Raw genomic sequence first — 21683 nt, 5'->3', positions numbered from 1 at the left:
TCAGGACCTTCGGTGAATTCAGGGGGCCGGGTCATCGGGCGGGCAGCAGGATCGTCTGGAGCTCGGTGTAGGCCGCGATCCCCTCATGGCCGCCCTCCCGGCCCATGCCCGACTGCTTGAGCCCGCCGAACGGGCCGAAGGGGTCCAGCGCGCCGGGCGCGTTGACCGCCACCGCTCCGGAACGGACGCGGCCCGCGACCAGCGCGCCGCGGTCGGGGTCGGCCGTCCAGACGGCCCCGGCCAGGCCGTAGTCGGAGTCGTTGGCCAGCGCGATCGCCTCCGCCTCCTCCTCGTAGGGGATGACGGCGGCGACCGGGCCGAAGATCTCCTCCCGGGCGATGGTCATCCCGTTGTCGACGCCGGAGAAGACGGTCGGCTGGACGTACCAGCCGCGCTCCATGTCGGCGCGCCCACCGCCCACCACCGCGGTGGCGCCCTCTTCACGGCCGATCCGCAGGTACCGCTCGACGCGGTCGCGCTGCCGCCGGGAGACCAGCGGGCCGATGTCGGTGGCGGGATCGGACGGATCGCCGACGACCAGCGCCCCCGCCGTCTCGGCCATCGCGTCGACGACCTCCTTGTAGCGGCCGCGTGGCACCAGGACCCGGCTGAGCGCCGCGCACACCTGACCGCTGTTGACCATGGCGCCCGTCACCAGCATCCGCACGCCCTGCGGCGTGAGCTCGAAGTCGTCCAGCACGATCGAGGCGGACTTGCCGCCCAGCTCCAGCGTGCAACGCTTCATCTCGCCGCCGCAGATGGCGCCGACCCGGCGGCCGACCGCCGTGGACCCGGTGAAGCTGACCTTGTCCACGCCGGGATGGCGCACCAGATGCTCGCTCACCTCCGGGCCCGCGGGCAGGATGTTGAGGACGCCCGGCGGCAGCCCGCTCGCGAGCGCGGCCTCGGCAAGCAGGTAGGTGTGCAGCGGGCTCTCCGCCGCGGGCTTCAGCACGACCGTGGCCCCGGCGAGGAGCGCGGGGGCGAGCTTCATCGCGGTGATGAGCAGCGGCGCGTTCCAGGGGACGATCGCGGCCACCACCCCGACCGGCAGGTGCCGCACGCGCAGCCGCCGGCCGCCCGAGCCGGTCCGGGTCTCTTCCCAGGGGTGGTCCGCGGCCAGGTCCAGGAACGCCTCGAAGGTCGCGTCCGTCTTGGCGAGCTGGCCCGCGGGGAGCGTGTGGCGGGGCAGCCCCACCTCCGCGCACAGGACATCGGCGAGTTCGTCGCCTCGCTCGCGGATCTCGGCGGCGAACCGGCGCACGTACTCCATCCGCTCGGTGACGTCCAGCAGCGGCCAGGGGCCGCGGTCGAAGGCGTCCCGCGCGGCCTCGACGGCGTGGTCGGCGTCGGCGGTGGCCGCGTCCGGCACCCACCCGATCACCTCTTCGGTCGCCGGGGACACGACCTCGATCCGGCCGCGCCCCGCGGGCTCCTTCCAGCCGCCTCCCAGGAAGAGGCGATCATGGGTCAGCATCGGCGGCTCCCGCGTCCGGACAGCGAAACCTATTAGTGAGCATTGTGTCAGAAAGATTAGAATCAGCCCTCCCGGGCGTCAATCCCCTTCGCCTGGCCTGGCGATCACCAAGGCGAGCACTACGTGGTGTCTGGTCGGTGGCGCAGGCCGCCGGCAGCCCTTCGACAATAAGTGGATGGTGTGTAAGATTCGGTTCGGACTGAGCGGTTCGACCGGCTCCGTCCCCCTCCACGAACCGTCCAGGAAGTCGGGGTGCCGCCATCAACAGCCCGTCCCCCACCACGTCCACCACCGCTTCGCCCGCCTCCCGGCCCGGGGCGCTCACCCGCCTCGGCTGCTACGTTCTGCCGGGCGCCGCCCACAACCCGCGCGAAGGGCTGGACCAGGCGCGCGCCGCCGAGGCACTCGGCCTCGGCGCCGTGTGGATCGGCGAACGCTACGACTCCAAGGACCTGCCGGCACTCGCCTCGGCCATCGGCCAGGTCACCGAACGCGTCCGGATCGGCGCCGCCATCACCCACCCGATCCTGCGGCATCCGATGGTCCTGGCCTCCATGGGCCAGACCCTGCAGGCGCTGACCGGCGAGCGGTTCACGCTCGGCTTCGGCAGGTCCGCCGACTGGCGCTGGACGTCCTACGGCACCGTGTCCCCCACGTTGCGGATGCTCGGCGACACCGCCGACATCCTGCGCCGGCTCTGGAACGGCGAGACCGTCTCCTACGACGGGCCGCTGGGGAACTTCCCAAGCCTGCGCCTACCGGTGAAACTCGACCTCGCGCCACCCCCGATGCTGCTCGCGGCGGTCGGGCCCAAGACGATCGCCCTGGCGGGCCGTTGCTACGACGGGGTGATCCTGCATCCGTTCCTCACCCCCGATGCGGTGCGGAGGTCACGGACGGCGCTGCGCGAGGGTGCCGAGGCCGCCGGCCGCGACCCGGACGCCGCGCGCTGCGTCGCCACCGTCGCGGTGGCCCCCGCCGTGACCCCGGAACGGGAGCGGCTCGCGATTCACGCCCGCGCGGCGGGCTACCTCTCCGTCCCGGGGCTGGGGGACGCCATCGCGCGCGCCAACGGCTGGGACGAGTCGGACCTGGCCGCGTACCGCGCCCAGAAGACGCTCACCGATCTCGGCGGGCTGCCGGCCGACAAGCACCTGACCCGGCAGCAGCTGATCGACCTGTGCGACGGGATGCCGGCGTCCTGGCTGCCGTCCTCCTCGGCGGCGGGCGACGTCGCCGCCGTCGAGGCCAGGCTCGCCGAGTACGTCGAGGCGGGCGCGGACGAACTGATCCTGCACGGCGTCGTCGGCGGCGAGCTCGGCCCGCTGGCCGAGCACTACCGCGGCCACGCCACCATCTGAGAACGGAAGGGTACGGCCTTGCCGGAGGGAATCCACGAGGCGTTCCCGGATGCGTTGGCGGCCTGGCTGGCCGACCGGCTGCGGGAGGAGTCCGGTGCTCGCGTCACCGGTGTGCGGCTGGGCCCGCTGGAACGGCCGAAAGCGGGCCAGTCAAGCGAGATGGTCATCTTCGGTGCCCGGTGGCGAGAAGAGGGGCGGGAACGGTCCGCCGAGTTCGTCCTGCGCCGCCAGCCGGGCCCCGGTGGCATCTTCCTGCACCCGGACGCGGTCCGCGAAGCCCGGGTGCTGCGGGCCCTGGCGAGCCGTTCACGCGCCCCCGTGCCCGCGGTCCGCTGGGTCGAACCCGACGCCGACGTGCTTGGAGGGCCCTTCTTCGTCATGGATCGCGTGCCCGGACGCGTGCCCGCCGCCAAGCCCTCCATCCACAGCCATGGCTGGCTCGTCCCTCTCAGCCCGGCCGAACGCCGGCGCCTGTGGGAGTCGGCCATGGACGCCCTGGTCGCCGTCCACTCGACCCCGTGGCGGGAGTCGCACGCGTTCCTCCTTGAGGAAGGCGTGGAGCCCGGTCTTGAGAGCCATCTCCGCCGGACCGCCCAGTGGTACCGGTGGGCGGCGGACGGCCGCCCCTTCCCCACGACCGACGCCGCACTCGCCTACCTCATGGACCGACGGGCCGAGGTGGCGGCGGGAGAGCCCGTCCTTGTGTGGGGGGACGCCCGCATCGGCAATATGATCTTCGGGCCGGACCTGTCCGTCGCGGCGGTGCTGGACTGGGAGGTGGCGTGCGTCGGGCCGGCCGCCATCGACGTCGCGCACTGGCTGGTCTTCGACGAGTTCGCGACGGCGGCGTGCGGGGTCGACCGGCTGGACGGCTTCCCGGGGCGAAGCGAGACCATCGCCCGCTACGAGGCGGCGTCGGGGCGCACCCTGCGCGACCTGGACTTCTTCGAGATACTCCAGGCGTTCTTCCTAGCCACGACGCTGATCCGGCAGGCGGACGCCAAGATCCGGACGGGGACTCTGCCCGCAGGAAGCCGGATGGCACACGGTAACGCCCTCACGCAGATGCTCGCGCGCCGGCTCGGGCTGCCCGTCCCCGACCTGGCGGAGGATTACCTGGCGCACCGGTACGCGAGCCCCGGCACCGCATGAAGCGGACCTAGGCGCCGCGGAGGGCGGGGGCCACTTCCTTGCCGAAGAGGCTGAGGGTGGCGGGGTCGCCGAAGTCGTGGAAGCGCAGGACGAACAGCTCCACCCCGCGCTCGCGCTCGGCCACAAGTTGCGCGGCCAGCACCTCCGGTGTTCCCACCAGGGCCCGACCCCAGCCGTCCTCGGGCATGCGCCGCGCGGTAGCCGCCGCGACGGCGTCGACGGCGTCCTTCGTGGACGCGAGCCCGACGGCGTACTGCGCGGAGATACGCGCGTCCCCCCGGAGCGTGGCCAGTTCCTCCAGCCGGTGCCGCGCCTGCCCCAGGCAGTTCCACCAGTCGGCGTACTCCGCCACCAGCGGCATCGTCAGCGTGCGACCGCCGCCGCCGATGTGGATCGGTACACGCTGCTGCACCGGCCGCGGCAGCCCGTAGGCGCCCTTCAGCCGGAAATGCCTGCCCTCGTAGTCGAACGGCTCACCGGCGAACATCAGCCGCAGGATCTGCAGCGTCTCCGCCAGCGCCTCCGATCGGCCCCGCCGCGTGGCCGGGCCGAAGCCGAGGTCCCTCAGCTCGTCCTCAGCCGAACCCCAGCCCAGTCCCAGGTCCAGCCGCCCCCCGCTCACCTGGTCGAAGGTGGCCGCCATCTTCGCCAGCAGCACCGGATGCCGGAACGGGTTACAGCCCACCAGGTGCCCGAGCCGCAGCGTCGAGGTCGCTCCGGCCAGCGCGGTCAGCAGCGTCCAGCTCTCCAGGTTGCCGGTCGGCGGCGCCGCCGGGACGAGCAGGTGGTCCATGACCCAGAAGGAGTCGAACCCCGCCTCCTCGGCTGCGATCGCGCGCTCGCGCATCCCGGCGACATCGGTCTTGAACTGCGGGACGAACACACCGAACTGGACGCTGCCCACCATCATCCTTCCCGTCAGCGGCCGATGACCCGGTCGCCGATCGTCCCGACATCACGCTTGAACGCCTCGAAGCTGCGGCTGGGCGGCTCGATCGTGATCCAGGTGACGCCCGCGTCCTCGTACTCCGCGCGCCGGGGGGCGAACGCCGCGCAGAACGCGGCCGCGTCACCCGAGCGCAGCTCGTCCTTCTCGAACGGGGTCAGCACGACGTCCATTGCCCGCCCGCCCACCTCGTCGCGCCGTCGGTTCATGTCGGCGATCAGCTCACGCAGGGCCGCCATGTCCTCCAGCGGCGGGGTACGGGTGATCGCGGCCATCTCCGCGCCCTGGACGATCGGCATCCACCCCTGCCCGAGCGTGGCCGCGCGCCGCCGGGCCGCACCACTGTTCCCGCCGATCCAGATCGGCGGCCCGCCTTTCTGCGCCGGGCCGGGCAGGGCGCGGTGGCCCCGCACGCCGAACTCCGGCCCCTCGTGGTCGACGCCGTCCCAGGACGCCCGCATGGCGGCGATCGCCTCGTCCAGCAGAGCGCCGCGCCGCCCGAAGTCCGCGCCAAGGGCGGTGAACTCCGCTTTCAGGTACCCGGCGGCCATGCCCAGGGTGAGCCGCCCGCGCGACAGCAGGTCCAGGCTCGCGGCCGCCTTCGCCGCCAGGTAGGGATTGCGGTAGCCGGCCACCATCACGTAGGTGATGACGCGCAGCCGCTCGGTGGCCGCCGCCATCATGCTCAGTGACACGAACGGGTCGAAGGCGTGGTGACCTCCGTTGGACAGCCACGCCTCATCGGGATACGGATGCTCGCTCATCGCGATGGCGTCGAAGCCCGCCGACTCCACCGCTCGCGCGACGTCCCCGAGGTCTCCCTTCCCGATCCAACGCTCGTAGTGCTTGACCGCCCGCATCGGGAACATCAGGTTGTACCGCAGGGTCATGCCGGCACCTCGATGAGCACGGCGCCGGACTGCCCGCCGCCCGCGCACATCGCGGCCACCCCGTACCCGCCGCCGCGGCGGCGCAGCTCGTTCATGAGGGTGATGACCATCCGGGCCCCGGTCGCGGCCACCGGATGGCCGAGGCTGCAGCCGCTGCCGTGCACGTTGACCAGGTCCTCGTCGATGCCGAGGCCCTTGCAGGCGGCGACCGGCACGGAGGCGAACGCCTCGTTGATCTCCCAGAGGGCGATGTCGCCGACGCCCAGGCCGGCCCGGCCCAGGACCTTGGGGATCACGTCGAGCACCGCCATGCCGGTGCGGGCCGGATCGGTCGCGGTGGCGGCCCAGGAGCGCACCGTCGCCAGCGGGCGCAGGCCGCGCTCGGCGGCCAGATCGGAACCCGCCAGCGCGACGGCGGCCGCCGCGTCGTTGATGCCGCTGGAGTTCCCCGCCGTGATCGAGAAGCCCTCGATCTCCGGGTGCAGCACCTTCAGACCGGCCAGCCGCTCGGCGGTGGTGTCGCGGCGCGGGTGCTCGTCCACGGCGAACTCGGCGAGCGACCCGTCGTCCTGCAGGGCCTTCACCGGGACGATCTCGTCGGCGAACACGCCCGCGTCGATCGCGGCGATGGCCCGCCGGTGCGAACGCAGCGCCCAGGCGTCCATCTCCTCACGGGTGACCCCCGCCTCCTGCGCCGTGTTCCATCCGACGGTGATGGACATGTCGCGGTTGGGCGCGTCGGCGCGGTCGGGATGCGTCGGCGGCATCCACTGATCCTCGAACCCGTCCGCGGTGCCGGGCGTCCTGAAACGCTGCAGCGGGGCGGTCGACACCGACTGCGCGCCGCCGGCGATGAGGGCGCGGCCCGCGCCCGCGACGATCGCGGCGGCCGCGTTGCCGATGGCGGTCAGCCCGCCCGCGCAGTGACGGTTCACGGCCTGCCCGGGTACCTGGTGCATCCCGGCGGCCACCGCGGCGTGCCGCGCGAGGTCACCGCCGCCGTAGTTGGACTCGGCCAGGATCACGTCGTCGATGTCGGCTACGTCCAGCCCGGACCGGGCCCGCGCCTCGGTCACCACGACCTGCGCGAGTTCCATCGCGGTCGTATGGCGGAGGGTGCCCTTGAACGACGTGCCGATGGGCGTCCTGACACCCGCGACGATGACCGCCTCGGGCCTTGTGCTTTCAGACATTGCGGTGTGCTCCGTTGGCGTGAGGAGACGGTGAAGAGGTCGGCTCTGCGGCTGCTGACGGCGGCTACACGGCCGCCGTTCCGGCCTCGGCCGCCGAGGCGGCATCGCCGTTGGCCGAGAACCCGCCGTCCACTGTGATCAGCGCTCCGGTGGTGAAGGCCGCCTCTTCGGAGGCCAGGTAGGTGGCCGCGTAGGCGATGTCCATCGGGTTACCGATCCGTGTCAGCCGGCCTCCGCCGGTGTGAAGGCCGGAGTCGCCCCGGGAGGCGACGACACGGCCCACGATGATGCAGTTGGCGCGGATGCCGTCGGCGCTGCCCTCAGCGGCCAGCGTCCGGGTCAGGCTGTTCACACCGCCCTTGGCCGCCGCGTACGCGCCGAACCCCTTGAAACCTGCCAGCGACTGCCCGGAGGAGATGTTGATGATCGAGGCACCCGGCGCGGCGGCGAGGTGGGGCCAGGCGTACTTGGTCGCCCAGAAGACGTTTCCGGTCAGCGTGCCGACCAGGATCCGCTCCCACTCCTCATTGCTGTATTCGTGCAGCGGCTTGACCGTACCGGCCACCGCGTCGGTCGGGGCGGCGTTGTTGACGAGAGTGTGCAGCGCGCCGAACCGCTTCACCGTCGCCTCGACAACGCTCCGCACGCTGTCTTCGGAGGTGACGTCGAGCTCGAAGAACTCGGCATCACCGCCCGCGTCCCTGATCCGGCCGACCAGTTTCTCGCCGCGTTGCACGGTGCGGCCCGTCACCGCGACGCTCGCGCCCTCCGCCGCGAAATGCTCGGCGATGGAGCGTCCGATGCCCCGGGTGGAGCCCGAGATCAGCGCCACCTTGCCGGCCATCCTGTCACCCACGCGAATCCCTTTCCCATCATTGAACACCGTGTCAGTTCGCTTTGATATGCCGGGGGGGGCGCGCCGGCGCGTGCGCCGGCGCGCCCCCGCCAGGGTTCACGGCCTCGGGAAGTTGAAGACCCGGCGCGCGTTGAGTTCGACGATCTTGTGGGCCTCCTCGTCCGGCACCTCCTGCAGGATCTTGGTCACGTACTCACGGCTGTTGGGCCAGTTGGAGTCGGAGTGGGGGTAGTCGCACTCCCACATGATGTTGTCGATGCCCACCTTGTGACGGCGGGCGACGCCCTCGAAGTCGTCGATGAAACAGCCGAACATGTTGCGGCGCCACAGGTCCGACGGGCGGACCTCCTTGTTGACGTTCTGGTACCAGCGGTGCCGCTCCCAGGTCAGGTCGATACGCTCCAGCAGGTAGGGGACCCAGCCGATACCGCCCTCGGAGAGGGCGACCTTCAGGTTCGGGAACTTGTAGAAGACCGGGGAGAACAACAGGTCGGCCGTCGCGTCCATGGAGTTGGTGCCGAACAGCGCGATCATCACCGCCATCGGCGCCTCGGGCGAGGTGATCGGGGGCTTGCCGGAGGAGCCGAAGTGCATGCACAGCGGCATGCCGGTCTCCTCGGCCGCGCGGAACACCGGGTCCCAGTGGTCGGTGTAGAAGGACGGCAGCCCCAGGCCGACGGTGTTCTCCGGGAAGGTGATGGCTTTGGCGCCCTTGGCCGCGCAGCGGTGGATCTCGGCGGCGGCGGCCTCCGGGTCCCACAGCGGCAGGATGATCATCGGGATGAAACGGTCGGGATAGGCGGCGGCCCACTCGTCGAGGTGGAAGTCGTTCCAGGCCTTGACCGACAGCAGCGCCAGCTCCTTGTCCTGGCCCTCCAGGAACACGGTGCCGGCGAAGCGCGGGAAGGAGGGGAAGCACAGCGCCGACTGGACTCCGTCGATGTCCATGTCCCGAACCCGGGCGTGCACGTCGTAGCAGCCGGGCAGCATGTCGCTGAAGCTGGCCGGCTCCATCCCGTACTCCTGCGGCTTCTTGCCCGCGACGGCGTTGAGCCCGATGTTGGGGTAGATGCGGCCCTCGTACACCCAGACGTCGGCGAGTCTCTCCGAGGCGGCGGTCTCCTTGCCCTGCCGGGCCGCGTTGAGCAGCGCCGCGGACAGTCCCTCGTCACCGGCGCTCTTGCTCATGTCCATCCGGACGATGCGCGGGCCCGCCTCCCTGAACTTCCCTGGCAGGCGGTCCTCCCACAGCGACGGCGGTTCGATCAGGTGGTCGTCCACCGACACCAGCTGCATGTGATCTTGAAGCGGCACCGTGCCTCCTCGTGGGGGTGGGGGTGAGACGGACGTGACCCGGCAGCCGGAGGCGACAGACGGACCAGCGCTCATGCACCCTGGATTTCTGACACTACGTTTAAGACTATTGCGGGGTTATCGAGTGTCAATGTCGATAGATACATCTTCTTCTGACGTACGGTCACGAATCTCGGAACAGCAGCGCGCAGCCGGCCTCGGGGCCGCCGCCGACCCCGACCGCGGCGACCGCAGGATCATCGGGCACCTGCCGGTCGCCCGCCTCGCCCCAGAGCTGGACGCAGGCCTCGTGCAGGAAGCCATAGCCATGCAGACGTCCCGCCGACAGCTGGCCACCGTGCGGGTTGATGGGCAGTGCCCCCTCCAGCCGGTAATGCTCCTCGTCGTCGAGGAACGCACCGGCCTTGCCGTGCTCGCAGAACCCCAGCGCCTCGATCCACTGGAGGCAGAGATAGCTGAACCCGTCGTACAGGAGTGCCACATCGACGTCGGCGGGCGTCAGCCGCGTCGCCTCCCACATCGAGGCGCCCGCGTCATGGGCGGCCATGGTGGTCAGGTCGGTGCGCTGGTCCCAGGAATGCCGCTCGTACAGCGCCGATCCCACGGCCTCGAAGGCGAGTGGCGGGTTGGGGAGCCCCGCGGCCGCCTCGCGGCGGGAGATGACGAACGCGGTCGCGCCGTCGGCGGGGACGTCGCAGTCGTACAGGCCCAGCGGCCAGGAGATGAGCCGCGCCCCCAGGTAGTCGTCCATCGTCATCGGCGCCGTGTAGATCGCGTTGGGGTTGCGTGCCGCGTTCCGCCGCGCGTTGATGACCAGCTTGCCCACCTGCTCGCGGGTCAGGCCGAAGTCGTGCATGTAGCGCTGGGCGTACATCCCGATCCAGTTCGCGGGGGATGCCGCGCCGAAGGGCATCCGGAACTCCCCGTGCCCGCTCGCCCGCTCCTGCTTTCCGGTCAGCGCCGCGGCCCGGCCGGTGGCCTGCGCGGTGGCCTCCCAGACGGCCCGGAAGCACAGGACATGCGTCGCGCGTCCGGTGGCGACCGCGGCGGCCGCGTCGAACAACGTACCGAGCTGGCCCGATGTCTCGTTCCCGCTGACGTGCCACCGGGTCCTGAGCCCGAACGCGTCGCGGACGTCATGGGTGGTCGCGCCCACGAATCCGGCCTCGGCCGGGACCGGGCCGGGGTAGCTGGCCACACCGTCGATGTCGTCGAAGGACAGCCCGGCGTGCGCGACCGCGCGCTCCGCGGCTTCCAGGGCAAGGTCGAGCCCCGTCCGGCCGATCCTGCGCCCGAGCTGGGACTGGCCGGTCCCGCTGATGACGGCCCGATCGTCCGCGAAGCTCATCGGATCTCTCCTTCCGCGCGCACCGGCCGGAACAGGGGCAGGGCGACGTCCTCGTGCGCGTCGAACACCACCTCGACCGGCATGCCGACCGTGACCTGATCGATGTCGCACTCGACCAGGCAGGTGGTGAGCCGGACGTCGGGCTGCTCGGCGAGTTCGACCATGGCGATCACGTAGGGCGGCGGGAAGTCGGGGAACCAGGGATGATGGTTGACCGTGAACGCCGCGACCGTCGCGCGTCCCGAGGCGACCTCCGGTCCGACGTCCCGGCTTCGGCACCGGAAGCACGCGCCCACCGGCGGGTGGAACCAGCCGCGACAAGCGCGGCACCGGTAGATCCGCAGCTCCCCGTCGAAGCCGCCGGTCCAGAAGGGCCGGGACTCCCTGGTCACCGCGGGCAGGACGCGCCCGGGCCGATCTGCCATCGCTCTCCTCCAGTCGACCTGGGGAGCCTCCTCGCGGCTCCGCCGGAGCAATGTAGGCATACTGTCAGATTCTTATCGAGGGAAACAAGCCTAACCACATCTGACCCATTCACATGCGACGGAATCGGTGTGTACGATTCGTCAGATCCATGAGCATGGGCAAGAGGAGGAAGCGTCCTTGACCAGAGTGATGAGCGGCGTGCGCGTCGTGGAAGTGGCGGCCTGGACGTTCGTGCCCTCGGCGGGTGCGATCCTCACCGAATGGGGCGCCGACGTGCTCAAGATCGAACACCCCGAGACCGGCGATCCGCAGCGCGGCCTGGTCACCTCGGGACTGATCCCGGACGGCAGCGTCAATCACATGTTCGAGCTGCCCAACCGCGGCAAGCGCAGCGTGGGCCTGGACCTGAAGTCCGAACAGGGCCGCGAGTTGCTGATGAAGCTGGTCGCGTCGGCCGATGTCTTCCTCACCAACCTGCGCCCGGGCGCGCGCCGCAGGCTCGGCATCGACGTCGAGGACGTGCGCGCACACAACGAAATGATCATCTACGTGCGCGGTTCGGCGGCGGGCCAGCACGGCCCCGAGGCCGACCGCGGCGGCTACGATCAGACCCACTTCTGGGGACGCAGCGGCGCCGCCGACACCGTGAGTCCCGCTCAGCTGGACTTCACGCTGACCATGCCGGGACCGGGCTTCGGTGACGTGATCGGCGGGCTGGCGCTCGCCGGCGCGATCTCCTCCGCCCTCTTCCACCGGGAGCGCACCGGGGAGGCCATCACGGTGGACACCTCACTCCTCGCGCTGGGCGCCTGGGCGATGGGACCGACGATCGCGGGGGCGCATGCCTACCAGATCAAGGAGTACCCCAAGCACACCCCGGCCGACGCGCCCAACCCGCTGGTGAACAGCTATCGGACCGCCGACGGCCGCTCGATCTCCCTGGTGATGCTCGAATCGGACCGGTTCTGGCCCGAGCTGGCGACCGCGGTCGGACGGCCCGAACTGATCGACGATCCTCGCTTCCTGAGCCACGCCGACCGGATGAAGAACAACATCGCGTGTTGTGCCGAACTCGCCGCCGCGTTCGCCACCCGATCCCTGGAAGAGTGGATGCGGGCGCTGAAGGATCTCAGCGGCACCTGGACGCCGGTCCGGCGGCCGATCGAGGTTCCCGACGACCCGCAGGTCACGGCGAACGGTTACATCGCCGACCTGGAGGACGCCGACGGCATCCCGTTCAAGCTGGTCTCCGCGCCGGTGCAGTTCGGGGAGCGCCCCGGTGACGTGCGGCGGGCGCCCCGGCATGGTGAACACACTGACGAAGTCCTTCAGGAGCTGGGCCTGTCCATGGACGAGATCATCGAGCTCAAGGTCGGCGGCGCGGTCCTGTGAGACCTGCCATAGAGGTGATGTCGCCGACGGTGCCCGGGCAGCTCCGGGCACCCGGCTAGACTGGTCAGCGATGTCAGATACCTCGATCACCCGCCGGGCCAGCTACGGTCCCGCCAGCCCCGAGATCGGCAGCCGCGGCGCCAGCACGCGCCGCAAGATCGTCGAGGTCTCGCTGGAGCTGTTCGGCGAGCAGGGGTTCTTCACCACCTCCGTCGACGCCATCGCCAAGGCCGCGGGTATCTCCCGCGCCACGCTCTACCAGTACTTCCCGGGCAAGGACGAGATCTTCCTGGAGCTGCTGGACGAGTGCGGCAGCGCCCTGGTCCGGGTCGCCCGGCGGATCGGCCCGCTGGGCCCGACCGACCTCGGGCTGGACAACCTGCACTGGTGGCTGGGCGAATGGAGCTACGTCTTCGAGAAGTACCGGACCATGTTCGTCCAGTGGGCCATGGTCGGCTCGGTGGACAGCCTGGTCCGCAGCGAGGTCATCGGGTTCGTGGGGCGCTACAACCAGCGCATCGCCCAGCGCCTGCGGGCCTGCGACATCGAAGGGATCGAGCCCGAGACCGCGGCCGCGGCCATGACCGCGATCGTGCACCGGTTGAACCTGTTCGTCCACACCGGGCAGGCGCACGACGCCGACGGCGAGACGGTCACCACCGCGCTGTCGTACTTCCTGCAGCTCGTGCTCTTCCCCGGCACCCCTGCGGGGGTGCTGCGGAGCCTGCCGGCCGAGCCCGGCACCGGGGCGGCGCCGAGCGCGATCGTCATCCCCGAACCGCCGTCCACCGAGGGGCTGTCGGTGGAGGCTCGGGTGGCGGGCCTGACCACGCGTGCGGCCAACACGGTGCGCAAGCTGGTCGAGGCGGGCATCCTCAGGTTCGCCCGCAACGGCTACCACCGAACCAACGTGGAGGACATCGTCGAGGAGGCGGGCGTCGCGCGGGGCAGCTTCTACAAGTACTTCAGCGAGAAGCGCGACCTGCTGCTGGCGATCTGCATCCAGTCGACGGCCGAAGTGCTCGAGCTGGCCGATCGGATGCGCGCCATCGACCTGGCCGGCGACGACGCGGAGCTGCGGACGTGGCTGGCGGACTTCCTGGCCTTCGGAGCCCGGTACAAGGGTGCGATCAGCGTCGCCCAGTCCGACTCCGACGACACGCTCGTCGCCGCCCTGAGCGCCTATTCGCAGGCCGTGCTCGACGAGTCACTCCAGTGCGCCCTGGCGAAGCTGGCACACGAGTACCCGTTCGATCCCGCGACCGCCGCCGTGATCTTCCGGGCCCTGATCTCCCGGGTGCCCGGGGCGTTGAAGGAGCTTCCCGAGCCGCTCGACGATGAGCAGGTCCTCGACTTCCTGGTGATGGCCATCCGACGCGGGTTCCTCATCCACGCGGCACCCCGCCCCGAAGCGGCGGCCGCGTCCTAGAAGCACCGAAGGCGGCGGACCCCGGCATGCCACGGTCCGCCGCCTTCTTTTCTGAATGCTTCAGGCGCCCGGCGTCACGAACCCGTCAGCGGCCGCCATCGGGGTTCGCGCTTCTCGGTGAAGGCGCGTGCCCCTTCCATCGCGTCGGCGCTCTCGAAGACCGCCCGGCACTCCGCCATGATCTCCGCCATCGGGGCGCCTTCGGCCTCCGCACGCATCAGCTTCTTCGTGACCGACAGCGCCAGCGGCGCGTTCCGGGCCGCGAGCCCCGCGAGCTCCGCAGCGCTGTCGAGCAGTTCGGAGGCCGGCACGACCCGGTTGACCAGGCCCAGTTCCCGTGCCCTCGGCGCGTCGATGTACTCGCCGGTGAGGCCCATCTCCAGCGCGATGGCGAGCGGGATCCGGCGCGGCAGGCGCGTCCCGCCCCCCGCCGCCACCAGCCCCCGGCGGATCTCCGGCAGGCCGAACCGGGCGTGCTCGGCCGCCACGACCAGGTCGCAGGCCAGCGCGAGCTCGAATCCGCCACCGACGGCCGCTCCGTTGACCGCCGCGATGATCGGCTTGGGAAAGACCCGCTCGGTGAAGATCTCCAGGCCCGGTCCGTCGCCGGCCGGTTTCCCGCCCGCGGCGAACGCCTTCAGGTCCATGCCCGCGCAGAACGCGCGGTCGCCCGCCCCGGTCAGGATCAGCGCCCGTACCTCGGGGTCGCCCTCGGCGTCCTGGAAGGCCGTGCCGAGCCCGGTCATGGTCTCGGGAGTGAGCGCGTTGCGCGCCTCGGGGCGGTCGATCGTGACGATCGTCAGCGGACCGCGCCGCTCGATGCCGACGCTCATCGTCCCTCCTCATCGCGGGCCGGCGCCATCGCTGCCTCAGTCACTGGCGGGGAGGGGCTTGGCCTGCTTGAGCTCCAGTTCCACCCCGCCGAGAGCGAGCGTGCCCGAGCCCGGCTTGGTCACCAGGATCTCCAGGCCGGGGTCCTTGGGCGAGGTGTAACGCTTGCCCAGCTGGGTGCCCGCGCCGCCGCCCTCGGACGCCAGGCCGGGCGCCACCTCCTCGTCCATGCCCACCATCGGATGGCCGCCACAGGTCAGCACCTCATCGGTGGCAGGGGCGCGGACGATGATGATCTCAGTCGGGTCGACCTGGCTGCGCAGCCTCAGTCCCGGCTTCGGTTTCACTCTCGGTACCTCTCTGATACGTCCGGCCGCGGGTCTACTTGGGCTGGAAGCGCTGGGCGCCGTCCAGCCGGATGACCTCGCCGTTGAGATAGTCGTTCTCGCACACGTGCCGGACCAGCCCGGCGTACTCCTCCGGCCTGCCCAGCCGCCGGGGGTTGGGGATGTTCGCGCTGAACCTGGCCAGCGCCTCCTCCCCCACCCGCTCCATGATCGCGGTACGCATCGTGCCCGGCGCCACCGTCACCACCCGGACCCCCAGCGGACCCAGATCGCGCGCCGCCACAAGGGTCAACCCCACGACGCCCGCCTTGGCCGCCGCGTAGGCGCTCTGCCCGATCTGCCCTTCGTACGCGGCGATGCTGGCCGTCATCACCACCGCGCCGCGCTGCCCGTCGGCATCCGGCTCCGCGGCGCCGATCTCCGCCGCGGCCAGCCGCAGCACGTTGTAGGTGCCGGTCAGGTAGAGATCGATCGTCTTGGTGAACCCGTCCATGGACGCGGGTTCCAGCTTGCGGTTCACCACGCGTTCAGCCACCCCGAACCCGCCGTGCGCGGCCACCGCCCAGCGCAGCGTGCCCAGGCCGCGCGCGGCCTCGATCGCGCCCAGCACAGCGTCGTCATCGGTGACGTCCGTGCGCGCGTACACCACCCGGTCGCCGAGCTCATCGGCGAGCTTGCCCGCCCGGTCGTCATCGAGATCGGCGATCACCACGCCGGCGCCGGCGGCGGCCAGGCCGCGCACCGCCGCCTCGCCCAGGCCACCGGCTCCCCCGGTGACCAGCGCGACGCCTTCCGAAAGTTCCATCGAGCCCTCCAGCGCTCTTCGGCCTTGCACGAGTCGGCCGGCTGGCCGTCCGGACCGCGGACGGCCGCCCGGCTCAAGAGTCCAGCCGCAGGCCCGGGGCCCGGGTGCGGAAGATGTCGGTGGCCATGAGCGACCCGAGCTTGGCGGCGTTCCAGCGGGAACCGCCGTTGGAAATGGTCGCGGCCTTGGTCCAGCCTCGCATCAGGTCGATGGTCTCCCCCATCGCCCTGATCACCTGGCCGCTGACATGACCCGCCTGGGCGCTGGCCAGCCATGCCACCACCGGCGAGCACAGCGACGGGTCCAGCGGGTCGAACTCGTCCTCCGGACGCTCGTCGGGCTCCTTCGGCGCCTCCCGTCCCGGGATCGTCCCGGACATCCGGGTCAGACCGCCAGGGCTGATCGCGTTCACGGTCACGCCGATGCTCTCCAGCTCGCGGCTCAGCGTGAGGGTCAGGCCGGCGATGGCCGCCTTGGCGGCGCTGTAGTTGGTCTGGCCGAAGTGGCCCAGCAGCCCGGAGCCGGAGGTGGTGTTGATGATGCGGCCGTAAACGGTGCCGTCGCCCTCCTTGGCCGCGGCACGCCACCGCCGAGCGGCGGCCCGGCTGGTCAGCCAGGTCCCGCGGACATGCACTCGCATCACCATGTCGAAGTCCTCGACGCCCATGTTCCACACCGCGCGGTCGCGCACGATCCCGGCGTTGTTCACGAGGATGTCGAGCCGGCCGAACTCGTCGCAGGCGCGCTGGACCATCGCGTCGGCCTGCGCCTCGTCACCGACGTCGCCGAAGTCGGCGACGGCCTTGCCGCCGCGCTCGGCGATCAGCTCGACGACGCGCTCGGCGTCCTTGCCGCTGCCCTCCCCGGTGACCGACGTGCCCAGGTCGTTCACCACGACCATGGCCCCGTGCTTGGCCAGTTCGAGGGCGTGGCCCCGGCCGATGCCGTGCCCGGCCCCGGTCACCAGAGCGACCTTGCCGTCCAGAAGGCGAGTCATTCCGACGTTTTCCTCTTCTTCGATTGCGGTGCGGGACGAATGCGGTGCGGTTCAGGCGGCAGGACGGAAGACGGCGGTCCAGAGGTCCCCGTCCAGTTCCTGGAAGGCGGCCGCGAGTTCCATGCCGATGCGCAGGTCGGCCGGGTCGCAGTCGACGACGGTCGTCATCACCCGCGGCCCTTCCTCCAGGTCGACCACGGCCGCGACGTACGGCAGCCGCTCTTTGAAGGGCGGTAGGTCGTTCATGTGGACGGTGGAGTAGGTGTAGAGAGTCGCCCTCCCGGACGCCTCGACCGGGGCGACGTCCTCACTCCAGCAGAACGGGCAGGCCGGGCGCGGGTAGTGGTGAACGCGCCCGCAGTCGCCGCAGCGTGCCACCAGGAAACGTCCCTCGCGAAATCCGTCCCAGTAGGGCCGGCTGTGGTCGTCGACCGTGGGGAGGTCGGTCCGCATGTGCTCTCCTTCACCTGTCTGCTGGCCCGTCGCGTTCTGCCCGCCGGTCCGCTCAGTGGCCCTTGTACTCGGGCTCGCGGCGCTCCAGGAACGAGCGGACGCCCTCGGTGGAGTCCTCGGCGCGGGACTGCAACTCCTGTGCCATGCCCTCGGCCAGGAAGGACGCGGCGCGGTCACCATCGAGCGACGCGTTGAACAGCCGCTTGGTGAGCGCGATCGCCGTGGTGGGCGCCGCGGCCAGCCGGCCGGCCCAGCGCAGCGCCGCCTCCTCCAGCCGGTCCGCGGGGACGACCTCGTTGACCAGCCCCAGTGCCATGGCCTCGGCGGCGGGCAGCTTGTCGCCGAAGAACGCCAGCTCCTTGGCCTTCTGCAGGCCGATCCGGCGCGGCAGCAGGTAGGCGCCGCCGGCGTCGACGACGAGCCCGCGCCGGGCGAACGACTCGACGAAGACGGCCTCCTCCGCGGCGACCACCAGGTCGGAGGCCAGCGCGAGATGCGCGCCGAGCCCGGCGGCCGGGCCCTGCACCATCGCGATCACCGGCTTGCCACAGTCGAGCACGGCCGCGATCAGCCGCTGGGCGCCGGTCATGATGCGGCGCATCCCGTCCCCGACCCGGGGCGGCCCGGACTCCGGGCCCCGGTTCAGAGTGGTGAGGTCCGCCCCCGAGCAGAAGTGCCGGCCTCGGGACGACAGCAACACGACCCGGATCCCGTGGTCGGCGTCGGCGTCGGCCAGCGACTCGATGATCAGGTCACGGTCCTGCGGGCGCACCGCGTTCGCGGCGACGGGTCTGTTGAGGACGATCCGCCGGATCCCGCCGGTGTCCTCGATCAGGACGCCGGCCTCGGCCTCCCGGATCGTCTCGGCGGGCGCACCCGCGGGTACGCGTCCGTCCGCGCCGACGGCGCTGTCACTCATCGTGCCGGTCCCCTTCCCTGACGGCCCATCATTCTGACAGTACCGTCACAAACTATGCAAGCCCTTCTAGCAGGCGATTGTCAAGGACAGAACGCTGTAATGCGGATTCGATCGACCCTTGCGACAGCGATTTATCTGACATACAGTCGCCCACTGCGAGGCGCGGGTGGCAGGCCCGCCGGGCAACCGAGGAGGAGCGGGGACGTGAACGACGGGAGCGGTGCGCCATGAGCGCCCCGATCGGCACCCGCGGCACCGAGTACGAGATGGTCGTCGAACGGGGCAAGATACAGGAGTTCGCCGCCGCGACCCGGCCCGCCGGACCGGACGACCCGGCCTACCGCGGGCCGGATGCCGTCGTCCCGCCGACCTTCCTGGTCAGCGGCGCGCTGTGGGCCCCGCCCGGTGCCCGGGTCGACGTCGGCTTCGACCGGCGGCGGCTGCTGCACGGCGAGCAGGAGTACGTCTTCCACGGCCCGCCGCCGCGTGCCGGGCAGACCCTCACCGTCTGCGACCGCGTCGAGGACCGCTTCGAAAAGCCGGGACGCCGCGGCGGCACCATGCGCTTCGCCGTCGTCGTCACCGAGTACCGGAACGAGGAGGGGGATCTGGTGGCCGAGGCACGGGCGACCTACATCGAGACGGCACCGCGTGCCGGTGATGCCGGATGACGGCCACGGCGCCCTCGGCCCCGGCGGTCGACTCGACCGCCCCGGCCCGGGACTACGGTCCGCTCACGACCCAGATGTTCGTGCGGTACGCCGGGGCCTCCGGAGACTTCAACCCCATGCACTACGACGACGTCCAGGCCCGCGGGGCCGGCTACCCATCGGTGTTCGCCCAGGGCATGCTCAGCGCCGGGCTGCTGGCGGGGTACGCCGTGGACTGGCTCGGCGCGGAGAACGTCCGCCGCTTCCGGGTCCGTTTCCGCGAACAGGTCTGGCCGGGCGACATGCTGACCTGCTCCGGCAGGGTCACCGCCGTGGAGGAGCGGGACGGAGGCCGGCTGGTCACCGTCGAGCTCGCCGCGGGACGGCAGACCGGGGCGGTGGCGGTCACCGCGACCGCCGACTTCCTGTTGCCGGCCTAGGAACGCCGGAGCACCGTGTGGCCAACGCCGAGCAGAACCGCCGTCCACTGGACGGCATCACCGTGGTCAGCCTCGAACAGGCCGTCGCAGCCCCCTTCGCCACCCGGCAGCTCGCCGATCTCGGCGCGCGGGTCATCAAGGTGGAGCGCCCCGGCACGGGTGACTTCGCCCGGGGTTACGACGAGTCGGTGCGCGGCCAGTCGAGCTACTTCGTCTGGCTCAACCGCGCCAAGGAGTCGATGACCCTTGATCTGAAGTCCGACGCCGGCCGGGCCGTCCTCGGCGAGCTGCTGGCGGGCGCCGACGTTCTGGTCCAGAATCTCGCGCCCGGCGCCGCCGCCCGCCTGGGACTGGACGCCGATGAGCTGGCGCCCCGGCTGCCGCGCCTGGTCGTCTGCGACATCTCCGGATTCGGGCGCGACGGGCCCTGGTCCGGCCGAAAGGCATACGACCTGCTGGTCCAGGCGGAGACCGGGTTGATGTCACTGACCGGCACGCCCGGCGACATGGTACGGGTCGGCATCTCGGTGGCCGACATCGCCGCCGGAATGTACGCCTACTCCGGCATCCTGGCGGCGCTCCTGCAACGCGCCACCACGGGACGGGCCGCCGCCGTGCGGGTGTCGCTCTTCGACGCGCTGGCGGAATGGCTCGGCTCGCCCGCCTACTACACCGGCTACGGGGGCACGTCCCCGCGCCGTACCGGCGGGGAGCACGCGACCATCGCCCCGTACGGGCCGTACACCACCGCCGACGGTACGCCCATGCTGATCGCGGTGCAGAACGACCGGGAGTGGAAGGCGTTCTGCACCGTCCTGCTGGAGGACGCCGGGCTGGCGGAGGACGCCCGGTTCGCCCGCAACTCCGCGCGGGTCGCCCACCGCGAGGAGCTCAACGCGCTGATCTCGGCCCGGATGGCCGTCCTCGACGGCGCGGACGCGGCGCGGCTGCTCGACCGCGCGGGCGTCGCGCATGCCCGGATCACCACGATGGACGACTTCGCCGACCATCCCGTACTGACCGGACGGGACCGGTGGCGGGACATCGAAACCCCCGGCGGGACGGTCCGGGCGCTACGGCCCCCGGTCGACCTCGCCGGCATCGAGGCCCGGATGGGGCCAGTGCCCGCGCTGGGCGAGCACACCCGCCCCATCCTGCTGGAGCTGGGACGGACCGACGAGGAGATCGCGAAGCTGCGCGCCGGCGGCGTGCTCTGATCGCGGCCCGCGCGACTGAAGGAGAGGCAGCACGTGCCGCTGAACACCGAGGAACAGGCGATCGTCGAGACCGTCCGGGATTTCGTCGACCGCGAGGTCCGGCCCGTAGCGCGCGAGCTGGAGCACGCCAACGACTATCCCGAGAAGCTGATCGAGCAGATGAAGCAGATGGGGATCTTCGGGCTGGCCATCCCCGAGCCCTACGGGGAGGCGGCCGTCTCCACCCCCTGCTACGTGGGCGTCACCGAGGAGCTCGCCCGCGGCTGGATGAGCCTGGCGGGCGCCATGGGCGGCCACACGGTCGTCTCGAAACTGCTGCTGGCCTTCGGCACCGAAGAGCAGAAGGAGCGCTACCTCCCCCGCATGGCCACCGGCGAGGTTCGCGCGACCATGGCGCTCACCGAGCCCGGTGGCGGCTCCGACCTGCAGGCCCTCACCACCACGGCCCGCCGCCACGACGACGGCTACGTGATCGACGGCGCCAAGACCTGGATCACCAACGCCCGGCGTTCCCAGCTGATCGCGCTGCTGTGCCGGACCGATCCCGGCGCGGTCCCCCGCCACAAAGGCATCTCCATCCTGCTCGTGGAGCACGGCCCGGGCCTCGAAGTCTCCCGGGACCTGCCCAAGCTCGGCTACAAGGGCGTGGAATCGTGTGAACTGTCCTTCCAGGACCACCAGGTGCCCGAAACCGCGTTGCTCGGCGGGGTCGAGGGCCGGGGGTTCGCGCAAATGATGAAGGGGCTGGAGATCGGGCGAATCCAGGTCGCCTCCCGCGCGCTCGGCGTGGGCCAGGCCGCCTTCGACGACGCCCTGCGCTACGCCCAGGAGCGCGAGAGCTTCGGCAAGCCGATCTGGAAGCACCAGTCCATCGGCAACTACCTCGCCGACATGGCGACCAGGCTCACCGCCGCGCGCCGCCTCACCCTCTTCGCAGCCGAACGCTATGACAGCGGGGAACGCTGCGACATGGAGGCCGGCATGGCCAAGCTGTTCGCCTCCGAGACCGCCATGGAGATCGCCCTCAACGCGGTGCGCGTCCACGGCGGCTACGGCTACTCCACCGAGTTCGACGTCGAGCGCTACTTCCGCGACGCCCCGCTGATGATCGTCGGCGAGGGCACCAACGAGATCCAGCGCAACGTCATCGTCGGCCAGCTCGTCAAGCGTGGCGGCCTGGACTGAACCCCACGGCGTGCGGCCGGCTCGGATGCCGGTTGGGACCTGGTGCGGACGCACC

Annotated in this window: 22 protein-coding genes; 8 read left to right on the top strand and 14 right to left on the bottom strand. The window is 71.2% G+C overall.

Translation table 11 applies throughout. The features are described 5' to 3' along the window. Positions 1-31: 31 nt before the first annotated feature. Entirely contained in the window at positions 32-1477 is a 1446-nt protein-coding gene (locus ACGWYJ_RS21670) for an aldehyde dehydrogenase (RefSeq protein WP_395108047.1), read from the bottom strand. Between the two features lie 260 nt (positions 1478-1737). Between ACGWYJ_RS21670 and ACGWYJ_RS21665 the strand changes: the two genes are divergently transcribed. Beyond that, entirely contained in the window at positions 1738-2838 is a 1101-nt protein-coding gene (locus ACGWYJ_RS21665; RefSeq protein ID WP_395108069.1) for a TIGR03857 family LLM class F420-dependent oxidoreductase, read from the top strand. Positions 2839-2856: 18 nt separating this feature from the next. Further along, positions 2857-3990, top strand: a complete 1134-nt coding sequence (locus tag ACGWYJ_RS21660; RefSeq protein ID WP_395108045.1) for a phosphotransferase family protein — start codon at positions 2857-2859, stop codon at positions 3988-3990. A gap of 7 nt (positions 3991-3997) precedes the next feature. On the opposite strand, the gene ACGWYJ_RS21655 is transcribed toward ACGWYJ_RS21660, so the two are convergent. From ACGWYJ_RS21655 to ACGWYJ_RS21625, 7 genes are all read right to left on the bottom strand, one after another. After that, positions 3998-4894, bottom strand: coding sequence for an LLM class flavin-dependent oxidoreductase (locus ACGWYJ_RS21655; RefSeq protein ID WP_395108044.1), 897 nt, complete (start codon positions 4892-4894; stop codon positions 3998-4000). 14 nt (positions 4895-4908) lie between these two features. Then, positions 4909-5826, bottom strand: a complete 918-nt coding sequence (locus ACGWYJ_RS21650) for an LLM class F420-dependent oxidoreductase (RefSeq protein ID WP_395108043.1) — start codon at positions 5824-5826, stop codon at positions 4909-4911. Next, entirely contained in the window at positions 5823-7019 is a 1197-nt protein-coding gene (locus tag ACGWYJ_RS21645) for a thiolase family protein (RefSeq protein WP_395108042.1), read from the bottom strand. The genes ACGWYJ_RS21650 and ACGWYJ_RS21645 overlap by 4 nt, the downstream gene beginning before the upstream one ends. Positions 7020-7083: 64 nt before the next feature. Beyond that, entirely contained in the window at positions 7084-7875 is a 792-nt protein-coding gene (locus ACGWYJ_RS21640; protein ID WP_395108041.1) for an SDR family NAD(P)-dependent oxidoreductase, read from the bottom strand. A 96-nt stretch (positions 7876-7971) separates the two neighbouring features. Then, a complete protein-coding gene (locus tag ACGWYJ_RS21635; RefSeq protein WP_395108040.1) occupies positions 7972-9189 on the bottom strand; it encodes an amidohydrolase family protein in 1218 nt (405 codons plus the stop codon). Between the two features lie 163 nt (positions 9190-9352). Next, positions 9353-10537, bottom strand: coding sequence for a thiolase family protein (locus tag ACGWYJ_RS21630; protein ID WP_395108039.1), 1185 nt, complete (start codon positions 10535-10537; stop codon positions 9353-9355). Continuing rightward, positions 10534-10962 (bottom strand): Zn-ribbon domain-containing OB-fold protein, encoded by a 429-nt coding sequence (locus tag ACGWYJ_RS21625; RefSeq protein WP_395108038.1) that lies wholly within the window; start codon positions 10960-10962, stop codon positions 10534-10536. The genes ACGWYJ_RS21630 and ACGWYJ_RS21625 overlap by 4 nt, the downstream gene beginning before the upstream one ends. Before the next feature lie 187 nt (positions 10963-11149). Here ACGWYJ_RS21625 and ACGWYJ_RS21620 point away from each other — a divergent pair, with 187 nt between their 5' ends. Both ACGWYJ_RS21620 and ACGWYJ_RS21615 read left to right on the top strand, forming a co-directional pair. Next, entirely contained in the window at positions 11150-12355 is a 1206-nt protein-coding gene (locus ACGWYJ_RS21620) for a CaiB/BaiF CoA transferase family protein (RefSeq protein ID WP_395108068.1), read from the top strand. Between the two features lie 70 nt (positions 12356-12425). Beyond that, the gene (locus ACGWYJ_RS21615; RefSeq protein ID WP_395108036.1) at positions 12426-13784 is read left to right on the top strand and encodes a TetR/AcrR family transcriptional regulator; all 1359 of its coding nucleotides are present in this window, start codon (positions 12426-12428) and stop codon (positions 13782-13784) included. 74 nt (positions 13785-13858) lie between these two features. Here the strand turns inward: ACGWYJ_RS21615 and ACGWYJ_RS21610 are convergent, their stop codons facing one another. The 6 genes from ACGWYJ_RS21610 to ACGWYJ_RS21585 all read right to left on the bottom strand — a co-directional run bounded on the left by ACGWYJ_RS21610 (position 13859) and on the right by ACGWYJ_RS21585 (position 18136). Beyond that, on the bottom strand, positions 13859-14617 hold the full coding sequence (locus ACGWYJ_RS21610; RefSeq protein ID WP_395108035.1) for an enoyl-CoA hydratase-related protein: 759 nt from the start codon (positions 14615-14617) through the stop codon (positions 13859-13861). Between the two features lie 36 nt (positions 14618-14653). Next, entirely contained in the window at positions 14654-14962 is a 309-nt protein-coding gene (locus ACGWYJ_RS21605; protein ID WP_395108034.1) for a hypothetical protein, read from the bottom strand. A 34-nt stretch (positions 14963-14996) separates the two neighbouring features. Further along, the gene (locus ACGWYJ_RS21600; protein ID WP_395108033.1) at positions 14997-15767 is read right to left on the bottom strand and encodes an SDR family NAD(P)-dependent oxidoreductase; all 771 of its coding nucleotides are present in this window, start codon (positions 15765-15767) and stop codon (positions 14997-14999) included. A 73-nt stretch (positions 15768-15840) separates the two neighbouring features. Next, a complete protein-coding gene (locus ACGWYJ_RS21595; RefSeq protein WP_395108032.1) occupies positions 15841-16764 on the bottom strand; it encodes an SDR family NAD(P)-dependent oxidoreductase in 924 nt (307 codons plus the stop codon). Positions 16765-16815: 51 nt separating this feature from the next. Further along, positions 16816-17217: a Zn-ribbon domain-containing OB-fold protein gene (locus tag ACGWYJ_RS21590; RefSeq protein WP_395108031.1), complete on the bottom strand. Its 402-nt coding sequence runs from the start codon at positions 17215-17217 to the stop codon at positions 16816-16818. 52 nt (positions 17218-17269) lie between these two features. Then, positions 17270-18136, bottom strand: coding sequence for an enoyl-CoA hydratase/isomerase family protein (locus ACGWYJ_RS21585; protein WP_395108030.1), 867 nt, complete (start codon positions 18134-18136; stop codon positions 17270-17272). A 227-nt stretch (positions 18137-18363) separates the two neighbouring features. Here ACGWYJ_RS21585 and ACGWYJ_RS21580 point away from each other — a divergent pair, with 227 nt between their 5' ends. From ACGWYJ_RS21580 to ACGWYJ_RS21565, 4 genes are read left to right on the top strand one after another with little or no spacing between them, the layout of a single operon-like run. Next, positions 18364-18807 carry a MaoC family dehydratase N-terminal domain-containing protein gene (locus tag ACGWYJ_RS21580; RefSeq protein WP_395108029.1) on the top strand — a complete coding sequence of 148 codons (444 nt, stop codon included), beginning with the start codon at positions 18364-18366 and terminating at the stop codon, positions 18805-18807. Continuing rightward, positions 18804-19226, top strand: a complete 423-nt coding sequence (locus ACGWYJ_RS21575; RefSeq protein ID WP_395108028.1) for a MaoC/PaaZ C-terminal domain-containing protein — start codon at positions 18804-18806, stop codon at positions 19224-19226. Before ACGWYJ_RS21580 ends, ACGWYJ_RS21575 begins: the two co-directional genes overlap by 4 nt. Before the next feature lie 17 nt (positions 19227-19243). Beyond that, complete coding sequence (locus ACGWYJ_RS21570) at positions 19244-20443, top strand: CaiB/BaiF CoA transferase family protein (protein WP_395108027.1); 1200 nt, start codon at positions 19244-19246, stop codon at positions 20441-20443. Between the two features lie 33 nt (positions 20444-20476). Next, the gene (locus tag ACGWYJ_RS21565) at positions 20477-21628 is read left to right on the top strand and encodes an acyl-CoA dehydrogenase family protein (RefSeq protein WP_395108026.1); all 1152 of its coding nucleotides are present in this window, start codon (positions 20477-20479) and stop codon (positions 21626-21628) included. Positions 21629-21683 lie beyond the last annotated feature (55 nt).

The organism is Actinomadura sp. SCN-SB, assembly GCF_043906805.1.
In the GTDB taxonomy this organism is placed as follows: Bacteria; Actinomycetota; Actinomycetes; order Streptosporangiales; family Streptosporangiaceae; genus Spirillospora.
This window is presented reverse-complemented; position numbering and strand designations above follow the sequence as displayed.